Below are 25,088 nucleotides of genomic sequence, written 5' to 3'. Positions count from 1 at the left end.
TATTATCTGGCAAAAGCCTGCATTACAGATAAAGCATTATTGTCAAAACTATATAAGGCCTGATTTTCAAAAGTAGAACCGTATGCAGATTGTTTTCCTCTAAAAGCAACCCATTCTCCACCCCAGTAAGCAAATCCCTGTCCGTGTGTTGAGGCTTTAACTGAAGCTCTGACAGCAAGAACAAAGGCTTTTTGTCCCGCCGGAGTTGCCGGATATCCGGGTATTAATTGGTCATTTGATCCTACAATATTGTTCGTAAAATCATTATACAACAATGTAAAAGGGTAAGCAGTTTCTGCAATCAGTACTTTTTTACCATATTTTTCTCCTAGGGCATCAATTGTAGATGCTACTTCAGTCAAATCTTTTCCGTGCCAGATTGGATAGTATGATAATCCGATATAATCATAATCAATACTATTCATTTTACCAAAAAACCAATCAGTACCGCCACTTTGTATACCAGCATAATGAATCATGATTTTTGTTTTTGGTGCTTTGGCACGAACAGTTTGGCTTGCAGCAGTCAATAAAGCAATACATTGCTGTTCATTGCTAATTAAGTTTCCTTGTGGCCAAAGTAGTCCGCTGTTGATTTCGTTTCCTATCTGGATAATATCAGGATTGATTTCTTTGATAATTGTTTCTGTGTAGGTAGTTACCGCTTTTTTCAAGTCCTCAAAAGATAATTTTTCCCATTCTTTAGGAGTTACCTGCTTTTCCGGATCTGCCCAGCTATCAGAATAATGAACAGTTAACCAAACTCTAAGACCTGCTCTTCTTGACTTTTCTGCCAGTTCTTTTACTTCTGCCATACCGGAACGGCCATTTACCGGATTTTTCCATAAACGGATTCGAACTGTGTTGCAACCTGCATTTTTAAGTGTTGCAAGCATATTTTCTTCCTTGCCATTATTGTAAAACTTAGTCTGAACAGCTTCCATTTCAGGAAGATACGAAACATCAGAAGCTCTAATAAAAGTATCATCTGCTGGTGGTTGAGCAACAATTGTACCTTTGTCATCGTCCTCTGAACAAGCAAATTGAACTGCTGCTATTACAAGCAATCCAAGAAATTTTATATGTTTTTTCATATATATAAGTTTTTATCGATCTATATGTAAAGTAGTTACCAAAAATTAAACCTTTTAAAATAACACACCAATACATACAGCTTTTTGTTTTTTTAATATAATTTAAAAAAGAGGAATAAGAAGCCTCAAATAATAGAAAATTTGAGGCTTATACTTATTTTATTGATTATTGTACTTTGATAAAAGTATAACGACCATCTAAATCGTTTAACCAAATATCATATTTTCCTGCTTCAACAACTATATCTCCACCGTTGTCTCCCCATTGTGTAGCCCATCCGCTTGTGTGGAATTGCATTTTTCCTGCTTTTAAAGTTTGACCTGAAACTTTCCAGATGTGTGGATCAAATGTTGATTTTGTCAAAGCAATGTGTTGCTGCCAACCACTGTCATCTCCGGTTATAGTACTTCCTGAATAAAAAATTTCGCTATGTGTAGTTGCAGTTGATCCTGTGAACGGAGCGATTGTATAAGTTAAATCTTTAATATTGATCTCGAAGGTATAATAACCTGCATTGTCATTCCAGAAATTACCGTCAGGTTGTGCGTCTGAAGTTCTGTAAAATACCTTGTTAGCATCACTAGCATAATAAATAGGAAACCATGAACCAATTTTTTCGATTAGTTTAAATTGGCCAGCATTAAAATATCCTGTATAATAATGTTTTGTATTGTCTTTAGGATCTGCGAAAATTGGCATGTTGTTATTGTTAACATCCCAACCTGCAGAAGTACCCGGACCTACTAAATACAAAGTAACAACAGGTGTTTCTAAACTTCCGTATGGCGTTACTGAAATGGTGATAACATCGGAGAATTTTGGTTGCGCATTTGCTACTCCTGTAGTTGCTTTAATCCTTACATCAATGAAGCTTTCAACATTTGGTGCTAGTCCAAGCTCCAATGCTCTTGTATTAAGTTCTGCAACATCAATGATCGAATAGGTCGAAGTTGATGATGTAACATCAATAGGAGCTGCAAATTCAGTGTCATTGGCTGCAATTTGAACAGTGTATGTAACAACAGTTGGTGCTCCGTAACTTACTTTTTCCCAGCTTACTGTAAGGGCAGTATTGGCTGGTGTAGCTTCATTAAGAATAGTTGAAGAACCACTTTCTGGTGTAATGATGGAGAAAGCCGCTTCCTGAGGTTTTAAAATCATTAAATTCTCTTCGTTTTCACAAGACCATAATCCTGTAAGTATCGCTACAGCAATAAAAATTTTATAAATATTTTTCATTTTTTATCTTTTATATTGTTAAAAAAGGATTTTTTTAGTAACCAGTATTTTGAGTTAAGTTTTTATTTGCTCCCAATGTTGCCTGAGGAACTGGAAAAAGTCTTCTATGAGAAGGAATTGAAATTCCTCTGGCAGCATTTCCTTTCCATGACCAATTGTAAGTTCCTCCGGTATATAATCCAAAACGGATTAAATCCTGTCTTCTGTGACCTTCCCAGTGTAATTCACGTGCTCTTTCGTCAATTATAAATTGTAGATTTAACTCGCTTGCTGTAATATTTGAAGTTGTAGCGTTATTATTTGCTCTCTCTCTCAAAGCATTTACATAAACAAGTGATTGGGCAATGGTACCATTTCCTCCTCTTAAAGTTGCTTCTGCATACATTAGGTAAACATCTGCTAATCTGAACAATGGGAAATCAGTATCTGCAAAATCGGTGTTTTTTCCCTTTACTCCAGCAGACGTTTTATTAGAAAATTTAGATAAAATATATCCTTGCGTTTTTACACTAATATCGGCAATATCTATTGTTCTTTGTTTTGATGAGTTACCGGCAACACCTGTTCCAATAGTATTTCTGTCATCCTGACTGAATTTTGTACCATCAAATTTTTGTACAAATTGTTTTCTGATGCGGAGTGCGCCTGTCCATCCGGTAATTCCAAAATCAGCCGCATTATTTTCCCATTCTCCAATTTGCCCATTGATTAAAAAGGTTGTACCTCCCCAGTTTTGAGTAAGAACTCCATCTGACTGAATTGTAAAAATCATTTCTTCAGATGTATGGTTATCAGCCATAAAGTTTTCCAGATATTTTGGTTTAAGCGTGTATCCTCCTGCAATGATTTCGTTACACATTGTAACACAATCATTAAATCGGTCAGTTTGTGTATATACCTGAGCATTCAAATATATTTTAGCCAGAATCATACGTGCCACAGCCTGATCTACTCTTCCGTATACATTGGTTCTTGCAGGTTTTAAGTCTGGTAAAACCGCTTTTAATTCGGTTTCAATAAATTCAAATAATTGCTTTCTGTCATATTCAGGACCCGAAAAATTCAACGGATCATTTTCTGTATACATAGCCGCTTTTCCAAACAAGTCCATCATGTTGTAATAGGCATACGCTCTTAAAACACGCACTTCTTTTCTGTAAAGTTCAATTTCGGCTACAGTTTCAGCATCTGTAATATTTCTTCCTTTTAATTTTTCAGGTGTACTTTCGCGCAAAAAATCATTGGCATAGGCAACAGAAGCCATTGTACGGCTGTACATTCCTAAAATGATAGGATTTGCAGCTGTCCATATATTTCGTTGTAATTCTGCAGTTCCTTCGTCATTTTCATAACTCCAGATCATTTCGTCTGTTGTTAGTTCCTGTAAGTTCAATAAACATCTCACATACTGGCTTGTTCCGGCAGCTAAACCTTCTAATGAAGAAAAAACTGGACCTTGAGTACCTGTAAGAGTAAGGTTTCCGTATACCCCTGCCAATGCTTTTTTATACCCTTCCGGAGAAGAAAACAAAACATCAGCTGAAAGTACGTCATCATCTTCAGAAACTACATTCAGGTCATCTGTGCAAGAATGAAAAACAGTAGCTATAGCTATAATAGTTATTATTATATATTTTTTCATTTTATTAAAATTTAAGGTTGGCACCAAACAAGAAAGTGCGTTGTCTTGGATAAATCGTTTTATCAACACCGTTATTTGTAATTTCAGGATCTAAACCACTGTATTTGGTAATTACAAAAACGTTTTGTACTCCTGTTGATAGTCTTAAAGAAACTTTTTCATTAATAACTTTATCGAAAGTATATCCTAAAGAAATATTGTCCATTTTTAAGAAAGAAGCATTTTCTACATAAATATCTGACATTAGAACATTCTCAGTGGTTTGAAAGTTAGTTTCTTTTACCTGAGTTGGTATATTATTTAAAACTCCGGCATTTATCAAAGAGTTATACTGTGCTCTTGAAGCATTCATTCCATTAAAAATATTGTTACCAATACTTGCTCTTAAATTGAAAGAGAAATCAAATTTCTTGTAATTCATATTCGATGCAAATCCTAAAGTAACATCTGGATCAGGATTGTTATAAATGTATTTATCAGCATCATTCTTGATATTATCACCGTTCAAATCAGCAAAAGCACCATCAATTGGTTTTCCTGCAGTATCATATAATTGTTTGTAAACGTAGAAAGAATATGGTGTGTATCCTTCTCTGAAAATTTGAGAAGTACTTCCGTTTCCGGTAATATTGTCTCCTAAAAAGATATCTGCATTATAAGCTAATTCACTAATTCTTCTTTCAAATTTAGCCGCATTGAAGTTAACATTCCAAGAGAAGTTTTCCGTTTTAATAGCACTTGCATTAACGGTAAGCTCGACCCCTTTTGTAGTAAAACTACCAATGTTTTGATATACTCTGTTAGAAAAATTACTTCCGTCAGAAATCGCAACATTTGCTAATAAATCTTTAGAGTCTTTGTAGTACATATCTAAACTGGCAGAGATACGGTTTTCTAAAAATCCAAAATCTATACCTGCATTGTAAGTAGTTGTTTCTTCCCATTTCAAACCATTTGTTCGTTTGTATGGAAGTGCGATTGTAACCGGATCAGTTCCAAAATAATACTGAGAGTTTCCTGTTCCGGACTCGTATTTTTGAAGATAACCGTTTGGTTCCGGAATATCCTGCTGACCTGTAATACCATAACTCAATCTTAATTTTAAATCAGATAACGTTTTGTTATCTTTAAATAAATCTTCTTTAAGTTTCCATGCAAAAGCCACAGAAGGGAAATTACCCCAACGATTTTCTTCATCAAATCTTGAAGAACCATCTCTTCTGTATGATAAAGTCAATAAATATTTATCTCTGAAGTTTAAGTTCGTTCTGGCAAAAAAACCAATTAAGACAGTTTCAGTATCTAAAGTAGTCTCTGGGAATGTTGACGGTAGATTTGGGTTTAAAATATTACCGGTCTCGAATCTTGAACTTTCAAATCTTTGATAAGAATATCCTCCTGTTAATTCAAAATTTAATGAGTCAAAAGTTTTATTATAAACTAAATAAGCATCTAATAGTTTATTTTGTCTTTTTGCATCAGTGTATTCATTAGTACCGTAAGGGAAGTTGTTAAGTGTTGGAGATGAAGCTGCATTTGGGTTAACCTTTCTTGTTCTTTCTCCATTAGATTCATCAAAACCTACATTGACAACTGCTCTCACTTCCGGGAAAAAGTAAAGTTTGTAATCTACTTCAAAGTTTCCAAAAAATCGGTTACTTTTTGCGATATCCCTTGTATTAAGCAATTGCGAAACCGGGTTTCTGGCGGCATTTGGATTCAAAGGGTAGTTTCCTTCTGAATCAACCGCGCTAAGATATTCGAAAAAACCATCATATGGTGCACCTTCAACTCTTATAGGCTGTGTTGGGTCAAAACCAATAGCAGTTCCTTCTACAGCATCAGTAAACCTGTTTCTTTCGTGAGCATAATTTGCAGACAATTTTACTTTTAAGCTGTTTTCAAAGAAGGTTGGATTCATTACCAATCCAACAGTATTTCTTTTAAACTCATTTGTGATACGTAAACCTTCCTGATTTGTATTTCCTAAAGTAAGACTCGTAGGAATAATATCGAATAAACTTCCTCTAACCGCCAAACTCTGATCAAAAGATCCTGTGTTTCTGTAAATTGCTTTTTGCCAGTCTGTATTTGCTGTACCTAACTTACCTGAATCCTGAGGTCTTCTGTCTGCGATAAGTTTTCTGAATTCATCTGCACTAAAAACATCAACTGTTTTAGTAAGTTTTCCGGCAGCATATTGTGCATTATAATCAATGGATAATTTACTGCTTCCTTTTTTTGTTGTAATCATAATTACACCATTTGAAGCTCGTGAACCATAAATTGCTGTTGCAGATGCGTCTTTTAAGACTGTCATCGATTCAACTGTAGCGGGATTTAAAGAAGCCAAAAAAGAGGCAGAACCAGTATTCGTTGTGTTTTCTAATGGTAATCCGTCAATAACGATCAACGGGTTGTTGCTTGCAAAAAGCGAACTACCTCCCCTGATTCTTATTTCAGATAAAGAACCCGGAGCTCCAGAAGAATTAATAGACAAACCTGCAACACGTCCGTTCAGAAGGTTTTCAGTGGTAATATTGTTACCTTTATTAAAGTCTTTTGTTGTAAGGGCGACTACAGAACCTGTCGCATCTTTCTTTTTTACAGAACCATATCCAACTTGCACCACAACTTCCTGAAGCAGATTAGGATCTTCCACAAGGGTAACAGTGATATCTCTCTGTGTACCAACAGTAATAGTCTGAGTTGTGAAACCTGTAAATGAAAAAGTAATTTGAGTTTGTTCTTTCAAGCCGTTAAACTGGAATTTACCGTCAAAATCCGTAGTCATACTTAAATTACCTTGTGATACTTTTATATTTACTCCTGGTATAGGTTGTCCGGTGCTTTTGTCCAGAACAACTCCTTTTACTGTGCTCTGAGCGAAAACACAAAAAGGAAGCAGTAATAATAAAAGTAAAAATTTGTTGTAAATTTTTTTCATACTTTTTTATTTTTTTTTGTTTGAGTTGGGTTTTGTGATTAGTGTGCTTTAAACGAAAAAATAAAACATAATTATTCAAACATTCTAGCTTATCAACTCACGCTGCAAAATTAAGGATAGTGGTCGTTCTTAAGACAGGGAAAAATTCATTTATAAAGGGGGGTAATTTCGTAAAAACACCATTGCAATACTTTATAAAAAACATGCTCTTCATTTTTTAGTCCTAAAAAAACGATAAAAACAACAATCAACAATTACAAGAATGCCTTTAATAATCATTTAGTCTGTAATTTTTAACCAATATAATCCCAAAAAACTGAAAGAATAATCTTTAAATTAAAAAGACGCAGAAACTTCAACCATCAATTCATCTAAAAAACAAATGTTGCTTTATACATTATACAATAAATTATTAATTTCGCAAAGTCACAGATTTACTATATTCATAAAAAATTGATCCTGCTTTTAGATCACACCCTTCTTTTTTCTCATACGAAGAGCTGCTTTTTTTAAACCAAAAAATTCTATGAATAAGCTAAACTCCTTTCTTATTATTTGTCTTCTTTGTGTAACTGCATCCGGACAGAATTACCCGATAAGGCATCTTGATATTTCATCAGGACTCTCTAACAATTCTGTTGCATCAATCTATCAGGATCAAAATGGCTATATGTGGTTTGGAACTTTTGACGGGCTCAACAGATATGACGGAAATGATTTTAAAGTTTACCGTCATGTTCATACTGATCCTAATTCTATTCAGGGAAATGCCATAAGCTGTATCGAAGGTGACTATCAAAATAATTTGTGGATAGGAACAACAGCGGGTCCTGTTATTTTTAATGCCGAACGTTCGTCGTTTACACCATTACAATATTTCGGAAAGAATAAAAAAGCTAAAACTTTAAACGTTACGGCTTATGAGATAATTGCCGTACACTCTCAGAATATAATTCTGGTCGCTACAAAAGAGGCAATTGTAGTCTATAAAGAAGGTGAGAAAATTGGAACAGCAATATCTTTTAACGGAAAATTAAATTATATCGCAAGATCAATAGCTTATAATGCAAAGAAACAAATCTTCTATGTTTTTATAACCGGATCCGGCCTTTGCCAATACGCTATTAAATCAAAAAAACTAACACTTCTTAGCAATACCATTACATCAGCAAATTGTATAAAGTTAACCGATGAAGGATTGTGGATTGGCTCAGACGAAGGGGCGTACTTATATAATCTGACCCTGAATACGTGTTCTAAAAATTACTTTCCGGAAAAAACATCAGTACGCGACTTTTTTCAGCAAGACAGCAGACTCTGGATTGCTACTGATGGATCAGGTCTGTTCACTATTACCAAAAAACAGTCTGTACCTGTTTCCTATCAGGCAAGCGGACCTGTTTCATTACTAAACAGTAAATCCCTTTATGATATATTCGAAAGCAAAAACGGAGAAATGTGGTTTGGAACCCTGCGTGGCGGTGTAAGTATGATGGGGAAAAAGCCTCTTTATTTTAATCATTTTAAAAGCAAGTCTCCACAGACTCATAAGCAAGATGAAGATCCTGCCGCAAACTTCATGCTTTCTTTTTGCGAAGATGAAAAGAAAAATATCTGGATAGGCACAGATGGTGCCGGAATGCGATACTGGAACAGGAAACAAAACACCTATGAAGCCTACTCTACAACAGCAGCTGCCGGCAGAAAAATTCAGAGTAATTTTGTGACCAGCATCGTCAGGGATTCTGATAATGCCATCTGGGTATCGATGTGGAAAGGCGGAGTCTGCCGTATCGATCCAAAATCAAAGGCAATTCAGAATTTCTCCATTTATAACCAGTACACTAAAAAAGCCGAACAGGAATCATGGCTGCTGTTTTTAGATTCAAAAAAAACGTTGTGGCTTGCCATTACCAATAACGGAGCCCTTTATCAATTTAACAGAAAGCAAAATAAATTTATCTGCTACAGCAATACTTTGCGCGATGTTACTTCCCTTTATGAAACTAAGGACGGAAAAATCTGGGGCGGAACATTTAATTCTTTTTTTGAGATAAACCCAAAAACAAAAAAAATAAAAAGCTATCATTCTGGTCATACCATCAGATGCATCACTGAAGATCAAAACAAAAATCTTTGGATTGGTTCCGTTGAAGGTGGTCTGCTTTTATTTGATAGAAAAACGGGGACTTATAAAAAATATACCACTCAAAATGGTCTCTCAAGCAATACAATACTCCGCCTTTTAACAGACAAACAAGGAAATGTATGGATGAGTACGTATCACGGAATCTCAAGACTGAACCCTAAGAATAATACTTTTAGAAATTTCGGGCTCACTGATGGACTACAAGGAACACAGTTTAGCTGGAATGCAGGCACAAAACTGTCTACTGGAGAGTTTATTTTTGGAGGGATAAACGGATTCAATGTTTTTCATCCTGACAGTATTAAAGACAAAAAAAATACAGGCAAATTTTTATTAAATGATTTGCTTGTTAATAATCAGTCTCTAAAATTAGACAGTCCTTATATAACAGAAAAAAAACTCGAAATGATAAGCGGTGTTGAGCTTCCTTATGAAAAATCGGCATTGAGTTTTGACTTTGTTTATCTGGATTATGTAAATTCTGAAAAAATTAACACCGCTTATTTTCTCGAAGGGTGGGATAAAAACTGGAACTATACCACAAAGGATAACCGGGCTAATTATTCGAGGCTAACAGAAGGAAACTATGTTTTTAAGGTAAAAACTACTGATGTGTTTGGAAACTGGACCAATGAAGTAACCCTGGCGACGGTAAAAATTCTTCCGCCCTGGTACAGAACATGGTGGGCCTATACCTTTTATCTAATTGCTGCTGCCGGTGCGATTTATGCATACGTAGGCTACCATAAAAACAAGGAAAGGCTTCGCTACGAAATAAAACTTACCCGAATGGAGCATAAAAAAGACAAGGAACATGCCGAAAAACAGTTTTCTATGTTCACCTATATGGCACATGAATTGCGAACTCCCTTGTCTTTAATCATAAATCCGCTCAAAAGTACTATTGACAGAAAAAACGCCCCTGAAGATGATCTTGACCTGAATCTCGCCTATAAAAACGCCAAAAGGTTATTGAGTCTCACAGATCAGTTACTGTTGTTTAGAAAAGCAGAAACGGATCTTGATGAACTCAAAATTTCAAAGATTAATTTAAACAGCCTGTGCCGGGAAATCTATGAAAGCTTTACGCAGATGGCAACGGTAAAAAGTTTGAATTATCAGTTTATTGAAGAAAAAACAGTCGTTGAAATATATGGCGACTACGAAAAAATAGAGATTACGCTGTTTAATTTAATCTCGAATGCTTTTAAATTCACCCCTAATAATGGAACGATAAGTATTGAGATAATCGAGAATAGTGCTGATGTTTCGATCATTATTTCGGATACCGGAAGCGGAATCCATGAAAATGATATTGATACTATTTTTGAAGAATTCAAGCAAATTCAGTCTAAATCCAGCAATGGTTTTGGAATAGGTCTTTATGTTGCCAAATATTTTGTGAATAAACATCATGGCAAAATAAAGTGTGAAAGTAAATTAGGAAAAGGTACTTCGTTCACTATTACGCTTCCAAAAGGAAATAGCCATTTTGCAACAATGAACATCAATGACAATCATCCTAAAATGTCACCTCTGGTAGGAGAACTTCTTGAAGGAATGCCAACTGCTCATCAAAATACATCTGAAAAAAGCATTCAGCCATCAGATCCGGAAAACCTGCAGTCAGCATTAATCAGTACAAAAAAAGTATTGCTCATTGTTGAAGACAATCCCGAAATGAATCATTACCTGGTGCAGCTTTTCTCTAAAAATTATATTGTGTACTCCGCAGCAAATGGACTCGAAGGACTAAAACTTGTCGAAAAACACATGCCTGACATTGTACTAAGTGATATTTCTATGGAAGGCATGAACGGATTGGATTTATGCAAAAAAATCAAACAAAATGATGATTTAAGCCATATTCCGGTGATACTTCTAACCGCTACAACCAGCAATGACATTCATTTGCAAAGCATTACCGAAGGTGCAGATGATTATGTTACCAAACCTTTTGACAGTGAAATACTGCTCGCACGAGTTGATTCGGTTCTTCGCAACAGAGGGCAGTTGCGCAAGTATTTTCTGGACAGCATAACACTTCGTGAAAATGTAAATAAGGTACCACTTGAGTACAAAGAGTTTCTTGATAAATGCATCGAAATCGTAGAAGCCAATATTGAAAACAGCGATTTTAACCTAAAGAGTTTCTCTGCCGCAATGGGCATGAGCCATTCGAGTCTTTACAAAAAGATTAAAGCAATTTCGGGACAAACCGTAAATGTTTTTATCCGGTCTATCAGAATCCGAAGAGCAGCCGTAATTATGTTAACTGAAAATATTAATATCGCGCAGGTAGGCCCTCTGGTGGGAATTGAAGATCAGCGCTATTTCCGTCAGCAGTTCGTGAAACTGTTTGGACTGAAACCTTCAGAATATATTAAAAAATACAGAAATTCTTTTAATAAGGAGTTGAATATTATTCAGAAAAAAGATGATGTTGGATAGTTAGCTAAACAAAGAAATGATTAAATCAAAAGGAATTATGTGATGCAATTAAACTAATTGACATATAATTATCTCCTCATAGCCATCCGGTTATGAGTACTTATGTATGAATTAAAATTTAGAAAACCCCAAAACTGCACCATTGAGTGACAGTAATGAGACCCGCTAAAACTAGAGATTAGTAGATTCAAATTGTTTAAGATCTCTGGTGTTTTTTTGCACCGCAAGGGCAGAAAACATTCCTAATACAAAGGACATTCCGAAAAATCCCTTTTCACTAAGTAATAAATCGGCATTCCAAAGACCTATTATTAGCAATACGATGGAGGCAATAGTACTAAACCAGCTTATACTGTAATATAAATCGGTTACAGGAATACCCTCCAGCCTGTCACGCACACTTTTTTGTACTGATATTACAGAGAAAAGACCAAAAAGAAGAATGGTAAAATAATAACCTTTTTCGTTGTAAGCCATAGCCGAATTATAAAGACCAATACAGTAGGAGGTCATCCCTATAAGTAACGTCATCCAGGATGCGCCGATGAAAGCAGCACTTGGCTTTAAAGGACTGTATCCGTTATTAAATCTTGCATTTTTTGATTCTGAATTGTTGTTTGATTCATTTGATTTTAGCGGTTCCATAATTTTATGTTTTTATAATTATGAGGCAAATGTCTGCATGAAACGGGAGTTATAAAAATCAATTTTACAATAAAACTGATGATATAAAAATACATTTTACTATTTTTGTCCGGATAAAATTATACTTATGAATGCACTTCAGGAAATAGCCAATATGATGAATGAACCTGAAATAAAAGCATTTAAACAGTATCTTTCAAAAAAGAACAAGCGTAAGGACACCAGCAATACAGATTTATTTAATTCTTTAAAAACTGATGATATAAAGTCTAAAAAAAATATTTTACAAGACAGAAGTACCGATGCCTATCATGCCCTCAGAAAAAGACTTTATGACAATATGGTCGATTTCATGGCGAATCGAAGTTTTGAAAATGATACTTCGCAAGAAAATGCAGTACTTCGTCTTATTGTTGTAAGCCGTTTGTTTTTTGAACATAAACTTATAAAAACAGCTTTTAAATGTCTGGCCAAAGCCGAAGAAACTGCGTTGAAGATCGAGCATTTTAGCCTTCTTAATGAAATCTATATGACTCAGATACAATTTGCTCATTTCAATTTGTCAGAACCAATCGAAAAATTGATAGCGAAATTTAAAACCAACAAAAAACAGCTCGAATATGAGGAACAACTGAATTTAGGTTATGCTGTTTTGCGTCGTGAACTTGCTGCTATTCAACACGAAGGCCGAATAACAAACTTTCAGTCACTTATAAAAGACACAATTGAAACACACGGAATATCATTAAAACAGGAGTTAACTTTTAAATCTCTGTATCAAATATTATTTATTGCCAACGAATATGCGTCGCTAAATAACGATTTCTCACTTATACCATCTTTTGTTGTCAAAAGCTACCGGTTTATTAGTAAAAAAAATAATTTGACAGAACGGCATTTGTACTATCATATCTATATCTTATATTTTATAGCTAATTTCTATTTTCGTAACGGTGAGTTTAAGAAGTCTTTGAGCTACCTTGATTTGATGCTTACAGAACTTCAAAAACAATCTGGTAAGTATTATCAGCGTTTCTCTCTTAGATATTTTTTGTTACTGGCATTCAATGAAAATTATCTTGGTCGTTCGCAAAAGGCCATTGAAATTGCCGAAAAAGCGCTTTCTTCAAACAAAAAGTCAGACCCCAACGACATTAACGACATCCGTCTGATGCTGATCGTTTTTTACATTCAGCAAAGTGCCGGGCGTAACGCCGTAAAAGAACTGGCAAAACTAAACCATACCGACAGTTGGTACGAAAAAAAAATGGGCAGAGACTGGACTATAAAAAAGTGTCTTGTGGAAATCCTCCTGCATGTACAGCAGGAAAACACAGAACTGGCTTTATCCCGAATAAAAAGTTTTAAACGTCGTTATAAAAAATACCTTTTAACGGTAAATGAAGAACGTGTTATTCAATATCTTTTATTTACAGAGCAATATGTACTGAAACCTGAAATTATAGAAACACAAAAATTTCAAAAAGGAATAGAAGATTTTATAGTTGCATCACAGCGTGGTCCAAAAGATATTGTAATCATGAGTTTTTTATCCTGGCTGCTTGCAAAAGTGAGGCAAAAAACGATCTATGAAACAACTTTAAATCTACTAACAACCTATTTTTATTCCAAAAAATAACTACGGTCAAAACTTAGCCACATTTACCAGTCCAGAATTTTTCAACTAATACAAGAAAACGATTCAGGCAAACCGAGTTTGTAATTTTACCTGTTTATCCCACACCAACCTTATAATAAACTACCGGGCATCTAAAAAAACCAAAAACAAAACTATTTTGCATATAGATTCAGAAGTAAATACTCCTGAAAATTTAAAATTAAAAACCTTATAAACAATAGATTAACCGCTCATTTTTTTATTTCAAAATAGTTTTGGATACCTTTTTTTATTCCATTTCTCCACAAAAAAATCGCAACTGACGAAAATTACCATCAAGAACTAATTACACCAACGCATTTTAAAAGTTTACAAAATACTGGTTATTAAACTGAAAAATCAAGTTAATCGTTTTTATTTTAAATTTTATCGTTGTGTGCATAATCAACAAAAAAATTGAAAATATCTCAACAAAAAAGTGAGAAATATTTTAACTTTTTAAAAAAAAAATTACATTTGCAGTGAATTTAACAAATAATTCTGTGACAAAAAATTACAAAAACATTTTAATATTCTGTAACTCAATAGCAATCATAATCTTATTACTTTTTATGCTACTTAATTATAACAATTCTTCTAAAATTGTTTACGTAGATAACATCAGGATTTTTGATAATTTTAACATGACAAAGGAATTAAAAAATTCAGGCGAAAAAGAATTTAACTTACAAAAGACAAGAGTTGATTCTTTGTATACAAAACTCCAAACTCCGGGAATTTCTCCTTCAGAAAAAAAAATGATAATGCAACAGTTCATTCAGCAAAAAGAAGAACTAGAACAATTCAACCAACATTTTGCTACTGAGCAATCAACAAAAATCTGGGCAAGAATAAAAAGTTATTCTTCTGAATTTTCCAAAGAAAACAAATACAAGCTTATAATCGGATCAGAGAATAAAATCAATGTCTTATTTGCTGATGAAAATATTGATGTTACCAACGAATTACTTACTTATATAAATAAAAAGTATGAAGGACTCAAGTAGACTTATTTTGGCCTTTCTACTTCTTGTTTTGTTTTCCTGTAAAAAAGAAGATTCCCAATCAAAAAAAAATGACGATTCTGAAATCAGGGATCGCTATTTTAATCTGGAAAAAATAGGCTGGAAATCCCGCTCCTATACACAGGTGGTTGATGACATTGGTTTTACAGCTACCGAAGTTCCTATTCAATATTATTTGTTAAAAGATCAGGGTATTGAAAACCTTCAGCATGTTGATTCTCTTTATGAAGAAAATAAAAGAGAACGTGTAATAGAATTTGTTTTTCAGCAAGATGAGGAAAAAGATTTACTAGGCAAAGATTTTACAGGTATGGATTATACCGCTGCTGTAAAGTACATGTCTTTCGGACTAAACAATGATTTTTATGTGGTGACTTCAAAGAAAGATACAATCCCTTGCTCAGGGGTTAATTTTGAGCGTAATTATAAAATTGCTCCTTTTCAAAAAGTACTACTATTCTTCTCAGGTATTGACCCCAATGACAAAATACAACTAATTTATAATGATTACCTTTTTAGAAAGGGAACATTAAAATTTAAATTCAAAGATCCTTTTACCCCTATAGCCTTATGATTAAGCCAAAAAAAATAAGTAAATTAAAAAAAGTAGTTGCTATTTATTTAGCAATGATGATTCTTTTAGAGACTTTTCAACCAATGCAGATGTATGCTTTAACGGGTGGCCCCTCCCAACCTGAATTTGAAGCCTTCACTCCTATTGGGACTTCTGATATGGTAGATTTAGCAAGCGGTGATTTTAATTATAACATCCCTATAATGGATGTTGGCGGTTACCCTATAAACCTGGCTTACAATTCAGGCGTAACTATGGATCAGGAAGCTTCTTGGGTAGGACTTGGATGGAACCTGGATGTTGGACAGATAAACAGACAACTACGTGGTCTCCCAGATGATTTTAACGGAGATGAAATGATTTATGAAAATAGCTTAAAACCAAATATTACTATTGGTTCAAGTGCAAATGTTTTTATAACCGCTTTCGGTATTAAGGAAGCAAAAGCCAGCTTTGGTTTAGGCATCAAATACAATAATTATGATGGTGTTGGCGTATCTACAAATGCCGGCTTGAGTTATCAGATTAATGATAATCTTTCAGTCCGCATGGATCTTACCTCTTCTGCTTCTGAAGGAGTATCCGTGTCGCCTAGTGCTTCTTTTTCTAAAAGACTTTCTGGCACTGACGAAAAAAACACCAGTTTAGGCATCAATATGGGGGCTAGTTATAATAGCAGAAAAGGTGTTGAAAGTGTTACAATTTCTCCTTCTATTGCAACAACTGCAACAGTTAAAAATGTTAGAGGAACACTAGGCTATAATTTCGGATCATTATTATCTGTTAATAATGCCTCTTTTACCCCTACCAAAAGAGTTGGAATGACTTCTTCTAACTATATGTTTAGTGTAAATGTGGAGGGAGAATTTTGGGGAGTTGAAGGAGGTGCTAAATTCTCCGGATATGTTACAAGTCAGGGGATCAAAGATTCTGAAAAGTATAAAACGGAGAAAGCATACGGTTTTGAAAACACATACAATGCCGGAAAATCGGATATTTTAGATTTCAATAGAGAAAAAGACAGGACTTTTAATAAAAATACGACTTCTTTACCTCTTACCAATAATACTTATGATTTATACAGTATTCAGGGACAGGGAATTTCAGGAATGTACCGCCCTTATAAATCCCAGGTAGGTTATGTATATGATAATGAGACTACAGATGCCAGTTCAGGGGGCAGTTTAGGTTTAGAATTTGGAGCTGGAGGTGGTGTGCACTTTGGGGTTGATGCAACAGTAACCTTAGGCAAAAGCAAATCTGTGATATGGAACCAATCAAATCCTGCATTAGGAAGATTCAAAGAAAAAAAGGGAGGAAACAGACCCGATTATGAAAAAGTATTCTTTAAAAATATTGGAGGAAACCATGTTGATCAGGAATTAAATATCCTGACTAAAAATTTAGGAGGTTATAGACCTATAAGATTAAACATTGAAGGAGAAAAATTTTCAAGAAAAACCAGTCAAAACTACTACACGGATAGTACTGAAACTCCAAAGGTAGATGGAACTAGTACAATTATACGCACAAAGCGTCTATCGAGAAATCAATCTATTCAGAAATTAACACGTACAGAAGCGTTGAGTTACGGCTCAAGTAAATACAAAGACGACCAAGGTCTTGATAATATCAGCCCTTTTTCAATAAAAGGAAAACATGATCATCATACTTCAGAAATAAAGATCACTAAAGACGGTGGAGAGCGCTATATTTATGGCCGTGCGGCTTATAATGTAGTTAAAAAAGAAACCACCTTTGATATAGGTTTAGCAAAAAATGCAGATTATAAAAATGGTTTGGTCCCATATACAAGTGGTACTGACAATTCTACAAATAATGATCAGACAGGAGATAAATATTTTAATCGTGTAACCACACCTGCATATGCCCATTCTTACTTACTAACTTCTGTTTTATCCTCTGACTATCAAGATTTAACTGACAACGGCCCATCTGATGATGATTTAGGTACCTATACAAAATTCGAGTACGAAAATAAGAACAAAGCCAAAACTACTTATAAATGGAGGGTGCCATTCAAACAAAATATGGCTAATTATGACGAAGGGCTACGTTCAAGTAAAAAAGACAATAAAGGAAGTTACATCTATGGAGAGAAAGAATTACTTTATGTTAAAAAAATAGTCACCAAAACACATGTAGCTATTTTTCATCTCACAGATAGAAAAGATGGTTACGGTGTTGCAGATGAAAATGGAGGATTAGGCCTGGATTCAAAAATGTACAAACTGGATAAAATTTCACTTTATTCAAAACCTGAATATGATCTAAGAGGAGAAGAGGCAACACCAATAAAAGAAGCACATTTTGAGTATAATTACAGTTTATGCCAGGGAATTGACAATACTGCAAGTGTTGAAGATGGCCAAAAGGGTAAACTTACACTAAGCAAAGTATATTTTACCTATAAAAACTCAAAAATGGGCAAATTTACACCTTATGTTTTTAATTATGCTCCTAAAACATCTATTGGCAACAAAATATATGATTTGAATGTACCTTATGACATGAAAGCTTATGATGTTTGGGGAGGTTACAAAGTATCAAATGAAAATGTCAATGGCAAAACATTAGGAGAGCTTTCCAATGCAGAGTTTCCATTTGTTGACCAGAGTGATCGGCAAACAGCAGATTTATATGCTGCATCCTGGTTACTTAAAACTATTCAATTACCATCAGGTGGTCTGATAGAAGTCAATTTTGAAGCAGACGATTATGCCTTTGTTCAGGATAAACAAGCCATGCAAATGTATAAAGTAGTCGGGAGCGGAGGCATAACACCTAATGAGAATGATATGGCTAATGATACAAACCCCATACAAAAATTTTCACTAGGGGATTATATCTACATTGAAATCGATAAGAATTTTGATATTACTCAAACGGATGCTGCTAAAAAATTTAAAGAAACTTATTTAAAATCGATAGGAACAGAGGAAAACCCTCTTTATTTCAGATTTTTACTCAATATGGTTAATCAAAATCCTATTGTCCCCGGAGCAAGTACGGATAAATTTGATTACGTTACGGGTTATTTAAGAACTGAAAGTGATTGCGCTCTTTTTATAAAAGATGGAAAAAAATATGCATCGATTCCAGTTCAGAAAGTTGGAAATGGAGATGGGTTTAACTCAGATTCAGAAGTAAATGCTATACAAAAAGCCGGCTGGAATTTTGGAAGACAGTACTTAAGCCGCCTTATGTATGATAAAAATAATGAAGAAGACACTAAAAATGTAAAGGGTGTTGTGATGCAATTGATTGGCTGGATGCCGGAACTTTTAAATATTTTTAAAAGTCCAAACCAACAATTGAAAGATAATGGAATAGCCAGCAAATTTGTTACCAATAAATCCTGGATCCGTCTTATGAATACAAACGGCTATAAAATTGGTGGAGGCAGCAGGGTCAAAAACATACAGCTTCATGATCAATGGGATGTAATGAATACTACCGATAATGTAAATTACAAGCAATTTTATGGTCAAAAATATACCTACACAGATAAGGATGGCAAATCATCCGGTGTGGCTACTTATGAACCTTTGGGCTGTAAAGAAAATCCATTCGTAAAACCCTTTTACGATAAAAAGAAAAAAGAACTTTTATTGGGACCCGATACTGAAAATTATGTCGAAGAACCTTTTGGTGAATCCTTTTTTCCTGCTCCAAAAATAACATACAGCAGAGTTTCAGTTGCTAATTTACCACGGGAAAAAACAGAAAACAGTCAAACTATGGTAGTGAAAAAACATGCTACAGGGACTGTTGTAAGTGAATTTTACACTTCAAAAGATTTTCCAACAATTGCAGATCGTACCACTTTAGCATCCAAATTTGATAAGTCGACAGCTTTAGCCAGCTTATTGAATTTGAATGTAAAAAACCACATTACTTTATCTCAGGGATTCGCTATCCACACAAATGATATGGATGGGAAAATCAAAAATCAAGAAGTGTATGGCGAAGGTCAAAAGGAACCAATCTCTGGAGTTGAATATAATTACAGCAAAACAACTACTGTTAAAAGCTTAAATTCAGGAAAGCTCAATAATACTATACCAACAATTGACTCAAAAGGCCTTATTAGGAATAAGCTGGTAGGTGTAGATTATGATGTTATAAACGATTTTAGGGAAAGTACAACAACAACAACAACTGCAGGAGCACATTTTAATCTTGCAACTTTACCTTTCACCCTGATTGTTATTGTTGTTCCTACGCTTATTCCAACATATTCTAAACATGAAGATCAAATCAGGATGGCTACCACCACAAAAGTGATTCATAGTTCCGGAATACTAGTTGAAAAAATAGCATTTGATAACGGATCAAAAGTGTCTACCAAAAATCTGGCCTGGGATGCTGATACAGGCGAAATTTTGCTCACAGATACCACTAATGAGTATAAAGACCATTATTATAGTTTTAATTTCCCTGCTTACTGGAGTTATGTCGGGATGAGTCAGGCTGCTAAAAATGCAGAATTAACGTTGGAAATAGAACCATCTGATAACAGCTACAGATTCAAAGGAAATTTAACCGAAAAACCTTCTGACTATTTGATTGATGGTGATGAAGTCTGGGTTACAGGACGTAATGCAGAAAAATGGAAAGAAAATATCAGAGCCTGGGTCGTAAAACTATCCGATACAAATTTCAAATTGCTTGATATCAACGGACAATTAGTTAAAAACATCATAACCGATGGAAAAATGAAAGTAATCCGTTCAGGATATCGTAATATGCAAATGGCCTCAATGGCCAGTATAACCTCTATGAGAAACCCATTGTATAAATATGATGCCAATAATAATATAACCTCCGCAAGAACTGTAATAGCTGCCGCAGAGTCAAAGGATAATCCTGCCTATCTCCCAAATGCTAATGACAGGATTGTAAATGCCTCCGCCATACAGTATAATGATATATGGCCTTCACAATGCGAATGTAATCTGCCAAAAATGACATTTGCAGAAGATGGAAGTTTGCAATATGAATACGAAAAAGCTATAAAATCTGATGATGATGACGCAGATAAATATTACAATCCGTATCTATATAATGTTTTAGGAAACTGGAGAGCCAATAAATCTTTTGCGTATTTAACAGGCCGAAATTATACCGCTGATCCTACACCGCGTAAAACCGGATTTTTCATCGATTTTGATTCATTCTATCTTTTTGAAAATAATAAATGGGCAATTAAAAACACCAACAAGTGGACATATGCATCAGAAGTTACACAGTACAACCCGTATGGTCAGGAAGTAGAAAACAAGGATGCTTTAAACCGGTATTCATCTGCTATTTACGGATATAACAATCGCTTTCCGGTGGCAGTTGGTTCCAATACAAAATATAATGAACTGGCTTCTGATGGTTTTGAAGATTATGACAGTAACCCTTTTGACTGCGTCAAAGCATCACACTTTGATTATAAAGCGCAGTTAAAACAAAATGACGTCAGTGTGTCTTCTTCTCAGTCCCATACAGGAAGAAAAAGTCTGAAGGTCGCCCCGGGTAAAAAAGCAACAGTAAAAAAACAAGTAATTCCGTGTGTAACAACAGGAAATACTGTCCAATAATAATATCAAAATTCAAATGAAACTAACCAGCCGATTTATTTTTAGTTTACTATTATTTTTTAGCATAACTAATTTATTTGCTAAAAATACCAGAAATCCAGAAATAAGTTTTGATGTTGCCAAAATTACCGCACCATTAAAACACAGAGATACTGCGAAGCAAAATATAAAACACGAAATTGCAATAGTAAGTGGAATAAATAAAAAACACTATAATGTAATTAAAAAAAAGAAGGATGAAATTTTGCAAAGAACAGCATCTGAACAGAGTGCAAGCACGGAAACCAATAAAACGGCAAATACGTTAGCAATAGTTGATATTCCTCAAACAGAAAAAGATGCTTTATTGGCGCTATACAATAGTACCAATGGAAGCAACTGGACCAATAAAACAGGGTGGGATTTTAGTACTCCTGTTACTTCTGGCTGGTACGGGATTACAGTTACCGAAGGGCATGTTACTGGTGTTGTTTTAAGTAATAATAAATTAAGCGGAACGATACCTGCGGAAATTGGACTGTTAACAAAACTTACATCACTTCAATTACACACTAATCAATTAAGCGGGACAATACCTGCGGAAATTGGACTGTTAACAAAACTTACATCACTTCAATTACACACTAATCAATTAAGCGGGACAATACCTGCGGAAATTGGGCAGTTAACACTACTTCAAACACTTCATTTACATACTAATCAATTAACCGGAACAATACCTGCGGAAATTGGACAATTAACAAAGCTTACATCACTCCAATTACACATTAATAAATTAAGCGGTACGATACCTGCTGAAATTGGACAATTAACAAGTCTTACATCTCTTCTTTTATACAATAATCAATTAACCGGAACAATACCTGCTGTAATTGGACAGTTAACAAAACTTACATCACTCCAATTACACATTAATAAATTAAGCGGTACAATACCTCCTGTAATTGGGCAATTAACTCAACTTAAAACATTTTATTTAAATAATAATCAATTAAGCGGAACAATACCTACTTCAATTGGACAGCTTACAAACCTTACAATACTTTATTTACATACTAATCAATTAAGCGGAACAATACCTACTTCAATTGGTAATTTAACACAACTTAATACCCTTCATTTACATACTAATCAATTAAGTGGGGCAATACCTGCTGAAATTGGACTATTAACAAAACTTACATCACTTCAGTTACAGGTTAATAAATTAAGCGGGACAATACCTAATTCAATTGGACAGTTAACAAAACTTACAGAACTTTATTTACATACAAATCAATTAAGCGGAACAATACCCTTTCAAATTGGACAGTTAACACAACTTCAACTTCTTTATTTACAACAAAACCAATTAAGCGGGCCAATACCTGCGGAAATTGGACAGTTAATAAAAGTTACAAATATTAGCCTGGCTATCAATCAATTAAGCGGGACAATACCTGCGGAAATTGGACAGTTAACACAACTTCAAAACCTTTATTTACATACTAATCAATTAAGCGGGACAATACCTGCTTCAATTGGACAATTAACAAAACTTGTATCACTTCAATTACACGTAAATCAATTAAACGGAACAATTCCTACTCAAATTGGACAATTAACACAACTTAACACCCTTTATTTAAATAATAATGAATTAACCGGGACAATACCTGCTGAAATTGGACTATTAACAAAACTTACAGGACTCCAATTATATGGTAATAAATTAAGCGGAACAATACCTGCTGTAATTGGGCAGTTACCACTACTTCAAACACTTCTTTTAATCCAAAACCAATTAGAAGGAAAAATTCCGGATTTAACAAATGTTAAATCCAATTTAAATTTTCAAAATAATAAGTTTCGATTTGTCGATTTTGCTTCCGAATATGATACATACAAAAGTAAACTTTCTCTTTTTTCATATTCAAGCCAAGCTAAAACAGATTCTGAAATAACAATAAAAAAAGCGGTTGGCGAAACACAAACGTTAACCATGTATGAAGACAATCGTTATACTCCAGCCGATACTTACCAGTGGTATAAAAATGGGCAGGCTATATCTGGTGCCACTTCCAGACAATACACCCTTGCGAATTTAACCCTTGCCAATGCAGGCGATTATTATTGTATCTCCAAAAATCCGCAAATGACTATTACGACGGTCACTAATCAAAATCTTGCTTTAACCCGAAATACAATTCATTTAAATGTTAATAATTGTATTTCTGTTTTAAGTTCGGCTGTGGGAACAGATACGCAAACTATATGCAATTCAGCTGCTATTGCCCCGATTACGTATACTACTTCCGGGCAGATAACGGGAGCTACTTTTTCCGGACTACCAGCTGGTGTAACAGGAAATTTCACATCTAATACTGTAACTATCAGTGGAACGCCATCTTATGCAGGAACTTTTCCTTATACCGTAACCTATGTAGGAAATTGTGGTTCAACTGTAACTTCACAAGGAACTATTACCGTTTCAGTCGAAACAGTAAGTGCGGCTTCAGCTGCGCCGGTTGTATGTAGCAACACAGCTTTAGCTCCAATTACGCATAACACCTTAGGAGGAACATGGACACTTGGCACTCCATCCGGATTGCCTTCGGGGGTAACTGCTGCATGGGCATCAAACATCTTAACCATTAGCGGAACTCCTACAGCCACAGGAGTATTTAACTATAGCATTCCTCTTTTATCGGGATGTGGAAACACTATAAATGCCACCGGAACCATTACCGTTTCAGAACCTGGTACCATAATACTCAGTTCTCCTGCAGGAACAGATAATCAATCTAAAAACGTTAATTCAATCATCACTCCTATTACCTATATTACTACAGGTACTTCCGGAGCTACTATAACAGGATTACCAACTGGTATTACAGGCACTTATGCTTCTAACACGGTAACTATTAGCGGTACACCTACCGTTTCCGGGACATTTAATTATTTAGTAACTCTGACAGGAAACTGCAAAGTTATTGCAACCGGAAAAATAACAACATTGTGTGAGCCAATTACTGGGATCATTAAAATCATTAATCAAACAATACCAACGGTAAGTTATCCTTTTCAATTCTCAAATTCTGCAACAATCAAATCAACAGCTTGTAACGAAACAAATTTTCCAAATACATTTTATGCAAACACTCCAACATTAGCTGTCGACACTATGATCTACTCAAACGATAGCTTAACCACTCCGGTAACTACTGGAAATTTATGGTATAAAAATCAGGACAAAGCATATAAAGTTGACAGCTCAGGCAAAATAGTTATGATTTCTACTTGCGGTACCTCCGGGTCAGGTTCTGGTTATGCATTCCAATTTTCAAATCCCGGTAGAACATCTGCTTCATTAGCTTGTGCTCAAACTAGCTTTACCAATACATTCTATGCCGCAACATCATCTTTAGGAATTGGCACACAAATGTATACAAGCTCTTCACTAACAACAATGGTTGGGAGTGGAAATTTATGGTATCAATTTGGCATTGACGGTGTATCTTATTTAATAGATAATTCAGGAAAAATATCTCAAATTTCGAATTGTGGCGAAACTCCAAACTCTCCCGTTAATTGCATTGTTTCTGATTGGTCACCATGGTCAGATTGTATTGACGGAAGCCAAGTTAGAACAAGAAATATTCTTACTCCAGCATCAAACGGAGGTTCTTTATGTCCTGCATTAACAGAATCTCAATCTTGCACAGTAACGGCAATGACAAGTTATTATCGCTCAATGGGTGGTAATCCACCTGAGGATCCTTGTGCAGGATGGAGCGATAGCCAAAATCCTTGTAATTTGGACCCTGAAGGATTTGAAGATCCTGGATATGTTACTTATTGGACAAATGCAGCTCATACTACTCAGGTAAAAAAGGGTTTTTCGGGTACTCATTATCATTTGGGACAAATCACAGACGCCCCTTGTCTGACTTTTACACATTATGGAATAATAAGTTTAGAAAATGTAGAGTCTTGCACTCCATAGTAATTTGCAAATAATAAATTTAAGAGAAAAAAATAAAATAGATTGATTTGTTAAATAGTACAAATAT

Annotated in this window: 11 protein-coding genes; 6 read left to right on the top strand and 5 right to left on the bottom strand. The window is 34.8% G+C overall.

All coding sequences use genetic code 11. The annotated features are described in order from the left end of the window. Positions 1–2: 2 nt before the first annotated feature. The 4 genes from DMB65_RS09510 to DMB65_RS09495 form a co-directional block, all read right to left on the bottom strand. The gene (locus DMB65_RS09510; RefSeq protein ID WP_110306416.1) at positions 3–1,094 is read right to left on the bottom strand and encodes a glycoside hydrolase family 53 protein; all 1,092 of its coding nucleotides are present in this window, start codon (positions 1,092–1,094) and stop codon (positions 3–5) included. Between the two features lie 166 nt (positions 1,095–1,260). Further along, the gene (locus tag DMB65_RS09505) at positions 1,261–2,334 is read right to left on the bottom strand and encodes a SusE domain-containing protein (protein ID WP_110306415.1); all 1,074 of its coding nucleotides are present in this window, start codon (positions 2,332–2,334) and stop codon (positions 1,261–1,263) included. A gap of 34 nt (positions 2,335–2,368) precedes the next feature. Then, the gene (locus DMB65_RS09500) at positions 2,369–3,976 is read right to left on the bottom strand and encodes a RagB/SusD family nutrient uptake outer membrane protein (RefSeq protein WP_110306414.1); all 1,608 of its coding nucleotides are present in this window, start codon (positions 3,974–3,976) and stop codon (positions 2,369–2,371) included. A 4-nt stretch (positions 3,977–3,980) separates the two neighbouring features. Then, entirely contained in the window at positions 3,981–6,923 is a 2,943-nt protein-coding gene (locus DMB65_RS09495; protein ID WP_110306413.1) for a SusC/RagA family TonB-linked outer membrane protein, read from the bottom strand. Positions 6,924–7,449: 526 nt separating this feature from the next. Here DMB65_RS09495 and DMB65_RS09490 point away from each other — a divergent pair. After that, complete coding sequence (locus DMB65_RS09490) at positions 7,450–11,523, top strand: hybrid sensor histidine kinase/response regulator transcription factor (protein WP_110306412.1); 4,074 nt, start codon at positions 7,450–7,452, stop codon at positions 11,521–11,523. 171 nt (positions 11,524–11,694) lie between these two features. Here the strand turns inward: DMB65_RS09490 and yiaA are convergent, their stop codons facing one another. Further along, entirely contained in the window at positions 11,695–12,168 is a 474-nt protein-coding gene (gene yiaA / locus DMB65_RS09485; protein WP_110306411.1) for an inner membrane protein YiaA, read from the bottom strand. A gap of 127 nt (positions 12,169–12,295) precedes the next feature. On the opposite strand from yiaA, the gene DMB65_RS09480 reads away from it, so the two are divergent. From DMB65_RS09480 to DMB65_RS09460, 5 genes are all read left to right on the top strand, one after another. After that, complete coding sequence (locus tag DMB65_RS09480; RefSeq protein ID WP_110306410.1) at positions 12,296–13,807, top strand: tetratricopeptide repeat protein; 1,512 nt, start codon at positions 12,296–12,298, stop codon at positions 13,805–13,807. Between the two features lie 590 nt (positions 13,808–14,397). Continuing rightward, positions 14,398–14,832, top strand: coding sequence for an OmpH family outer membrane protein (locus DMB65_RS09475; protein ID WP_123955312.1), 435 nt, complete (start codon positions 14,398–14,400; stop codon positions 14,830–14,832). After that, positions 14,816–15,424, top strand: a complete 609-nt coding sequence (locus tag DMB65_RS09470) for a hypothetical protein (protein WP_110306408.1) — start codon at positions 14,816–14,818, stop codon at positions 15,422–15,424. The genes DMB65_RS09475 and DMB65_RS09470 overlap by 17 nt, the downstream gene beginning before the upstream one ends. Continuing rightward, positions 15,421–21,036, top strand: coding sequence for a hypothetical protein (locus DMB65_RS09465; protein ID WP_110306407.1), 5,616 nt, complete (start codon positions 15,421–15,423; stop codon positions 21,034–21,036). Before DMB65_RS09470 ends, DMB65_RS09465 begins: the two co-directional genes overlap by 4 nt. 16 nt (positions 21,037–21,052) lie before the next feature. Continuing rightward, positions 21,053–25,021: a leucine-rich repeat domain-containing protein gene (locus DMB65_RS09460; RefSeq protein ID WP_110306406.1), complete on the top strand. Its 3,969-nt coding sequence runs from the start codon at positions 21,053–21,055 to the stop codon at positions 25,019–25,021. Positions 25,022–25,088 lie beyond the last annotated feature (67 nt).

Origin of the sequence: Flavobacterium cheongpyeongense, from assembly GCF_003202435.1 — a bacterium.
GTDB classification, from domain to species: domain Bacteria; phylum Bacteroidota; class Bacteroidia; order Flavobacteriales; family Flavobacteriaceae; genus Flavobacterium; species Flavobacterium cheongpyeongense.
The sequence above is the reverse complement of the archived record's forward strand: the minus strand, read 5'-3'. Positions and strand labels throughout refer to the sequence as shown.

Excerpts from the sequence above, each read along its gene's own strand:
- DMB65_RS09490 (WP_110306412.1), top strand. The coding sequence starts at position 7,450 with ATGAATAAGCTAAACTCCTTTCTTATTATTTGTCTTCTTTGTGTAACT.
- DMB65_RS09505 (WP_110306415.1), bottom strand. The coding sequence starts at position 2,334 with ATGAAAAATATTTATAAAATTTTTATTGCTGTAGCGATACTTACAGGA.
- DMB65_RS09495 (WP_110306413.1), bottom strand. The coding sequence starts at position 6,923 with ATGAAAAAAATTTACAACAAATTTTTACTTTTATTATTACTGCTTCCT.
- yiaA (WP_110306411.1), bottom strand. The coding sequence starts at position 12,168 with ATGGAACCGCTAAAATCAAATGAATCAAACAACAATTCAGAATCAAAA.
- DMB65_RS09460 (WP_110306406.1), top strand. The coding sequence starts at position 21,053 with ATGAAACTAACCAGCCGATTTATTTTTAGTTTACTATTATTTTTTAGC.
- DMB65_RS09510 (WP_110306416.1), bottom strand. The coding sequence starts at position 1,094 with ATGAAAAAACATATAAAATTTCTTGGATTGCTTGTAATAGCAGCAGTT.
- DMB65_RS09465 (WP_110306407.1), top strand. The coding sequence starts at position 15,421 with ATGATTAAGCCAAAAAAAATAAGTAAATTAAAAAAAGTAGTTGCTATT.
- DMB65_RS09470 (WP_110306408.1), top strand. The coding sequence starts at position 14,816 with ATGAAGGACTCAAGTAGACTTATTTTGGCCTTTCTACTTCTTGTTTTG.
- DMB65_RS09475 (WP_123955312.1), top strand. The coding sequence starts at position 14,398 with ATGCTACTTAATTATAACAATTCTTCTAAAATTGTTTACGTAGATAAC.
- DMB65_RS09500 (WP_110306414.1), bottom strand. The coding sequence starts at position 3,976 with ATGAAAAAATATATAATAATAACTATTATAGCTATAGCTACTGTTTTT.
- DMB65_RS09480 (WP_110306410.1), top strand. The coding sequence starts at position 12,296 with ATGAATGCACTTCAGGAAATAGCCAATATGATGAATGAACCTGAAATA.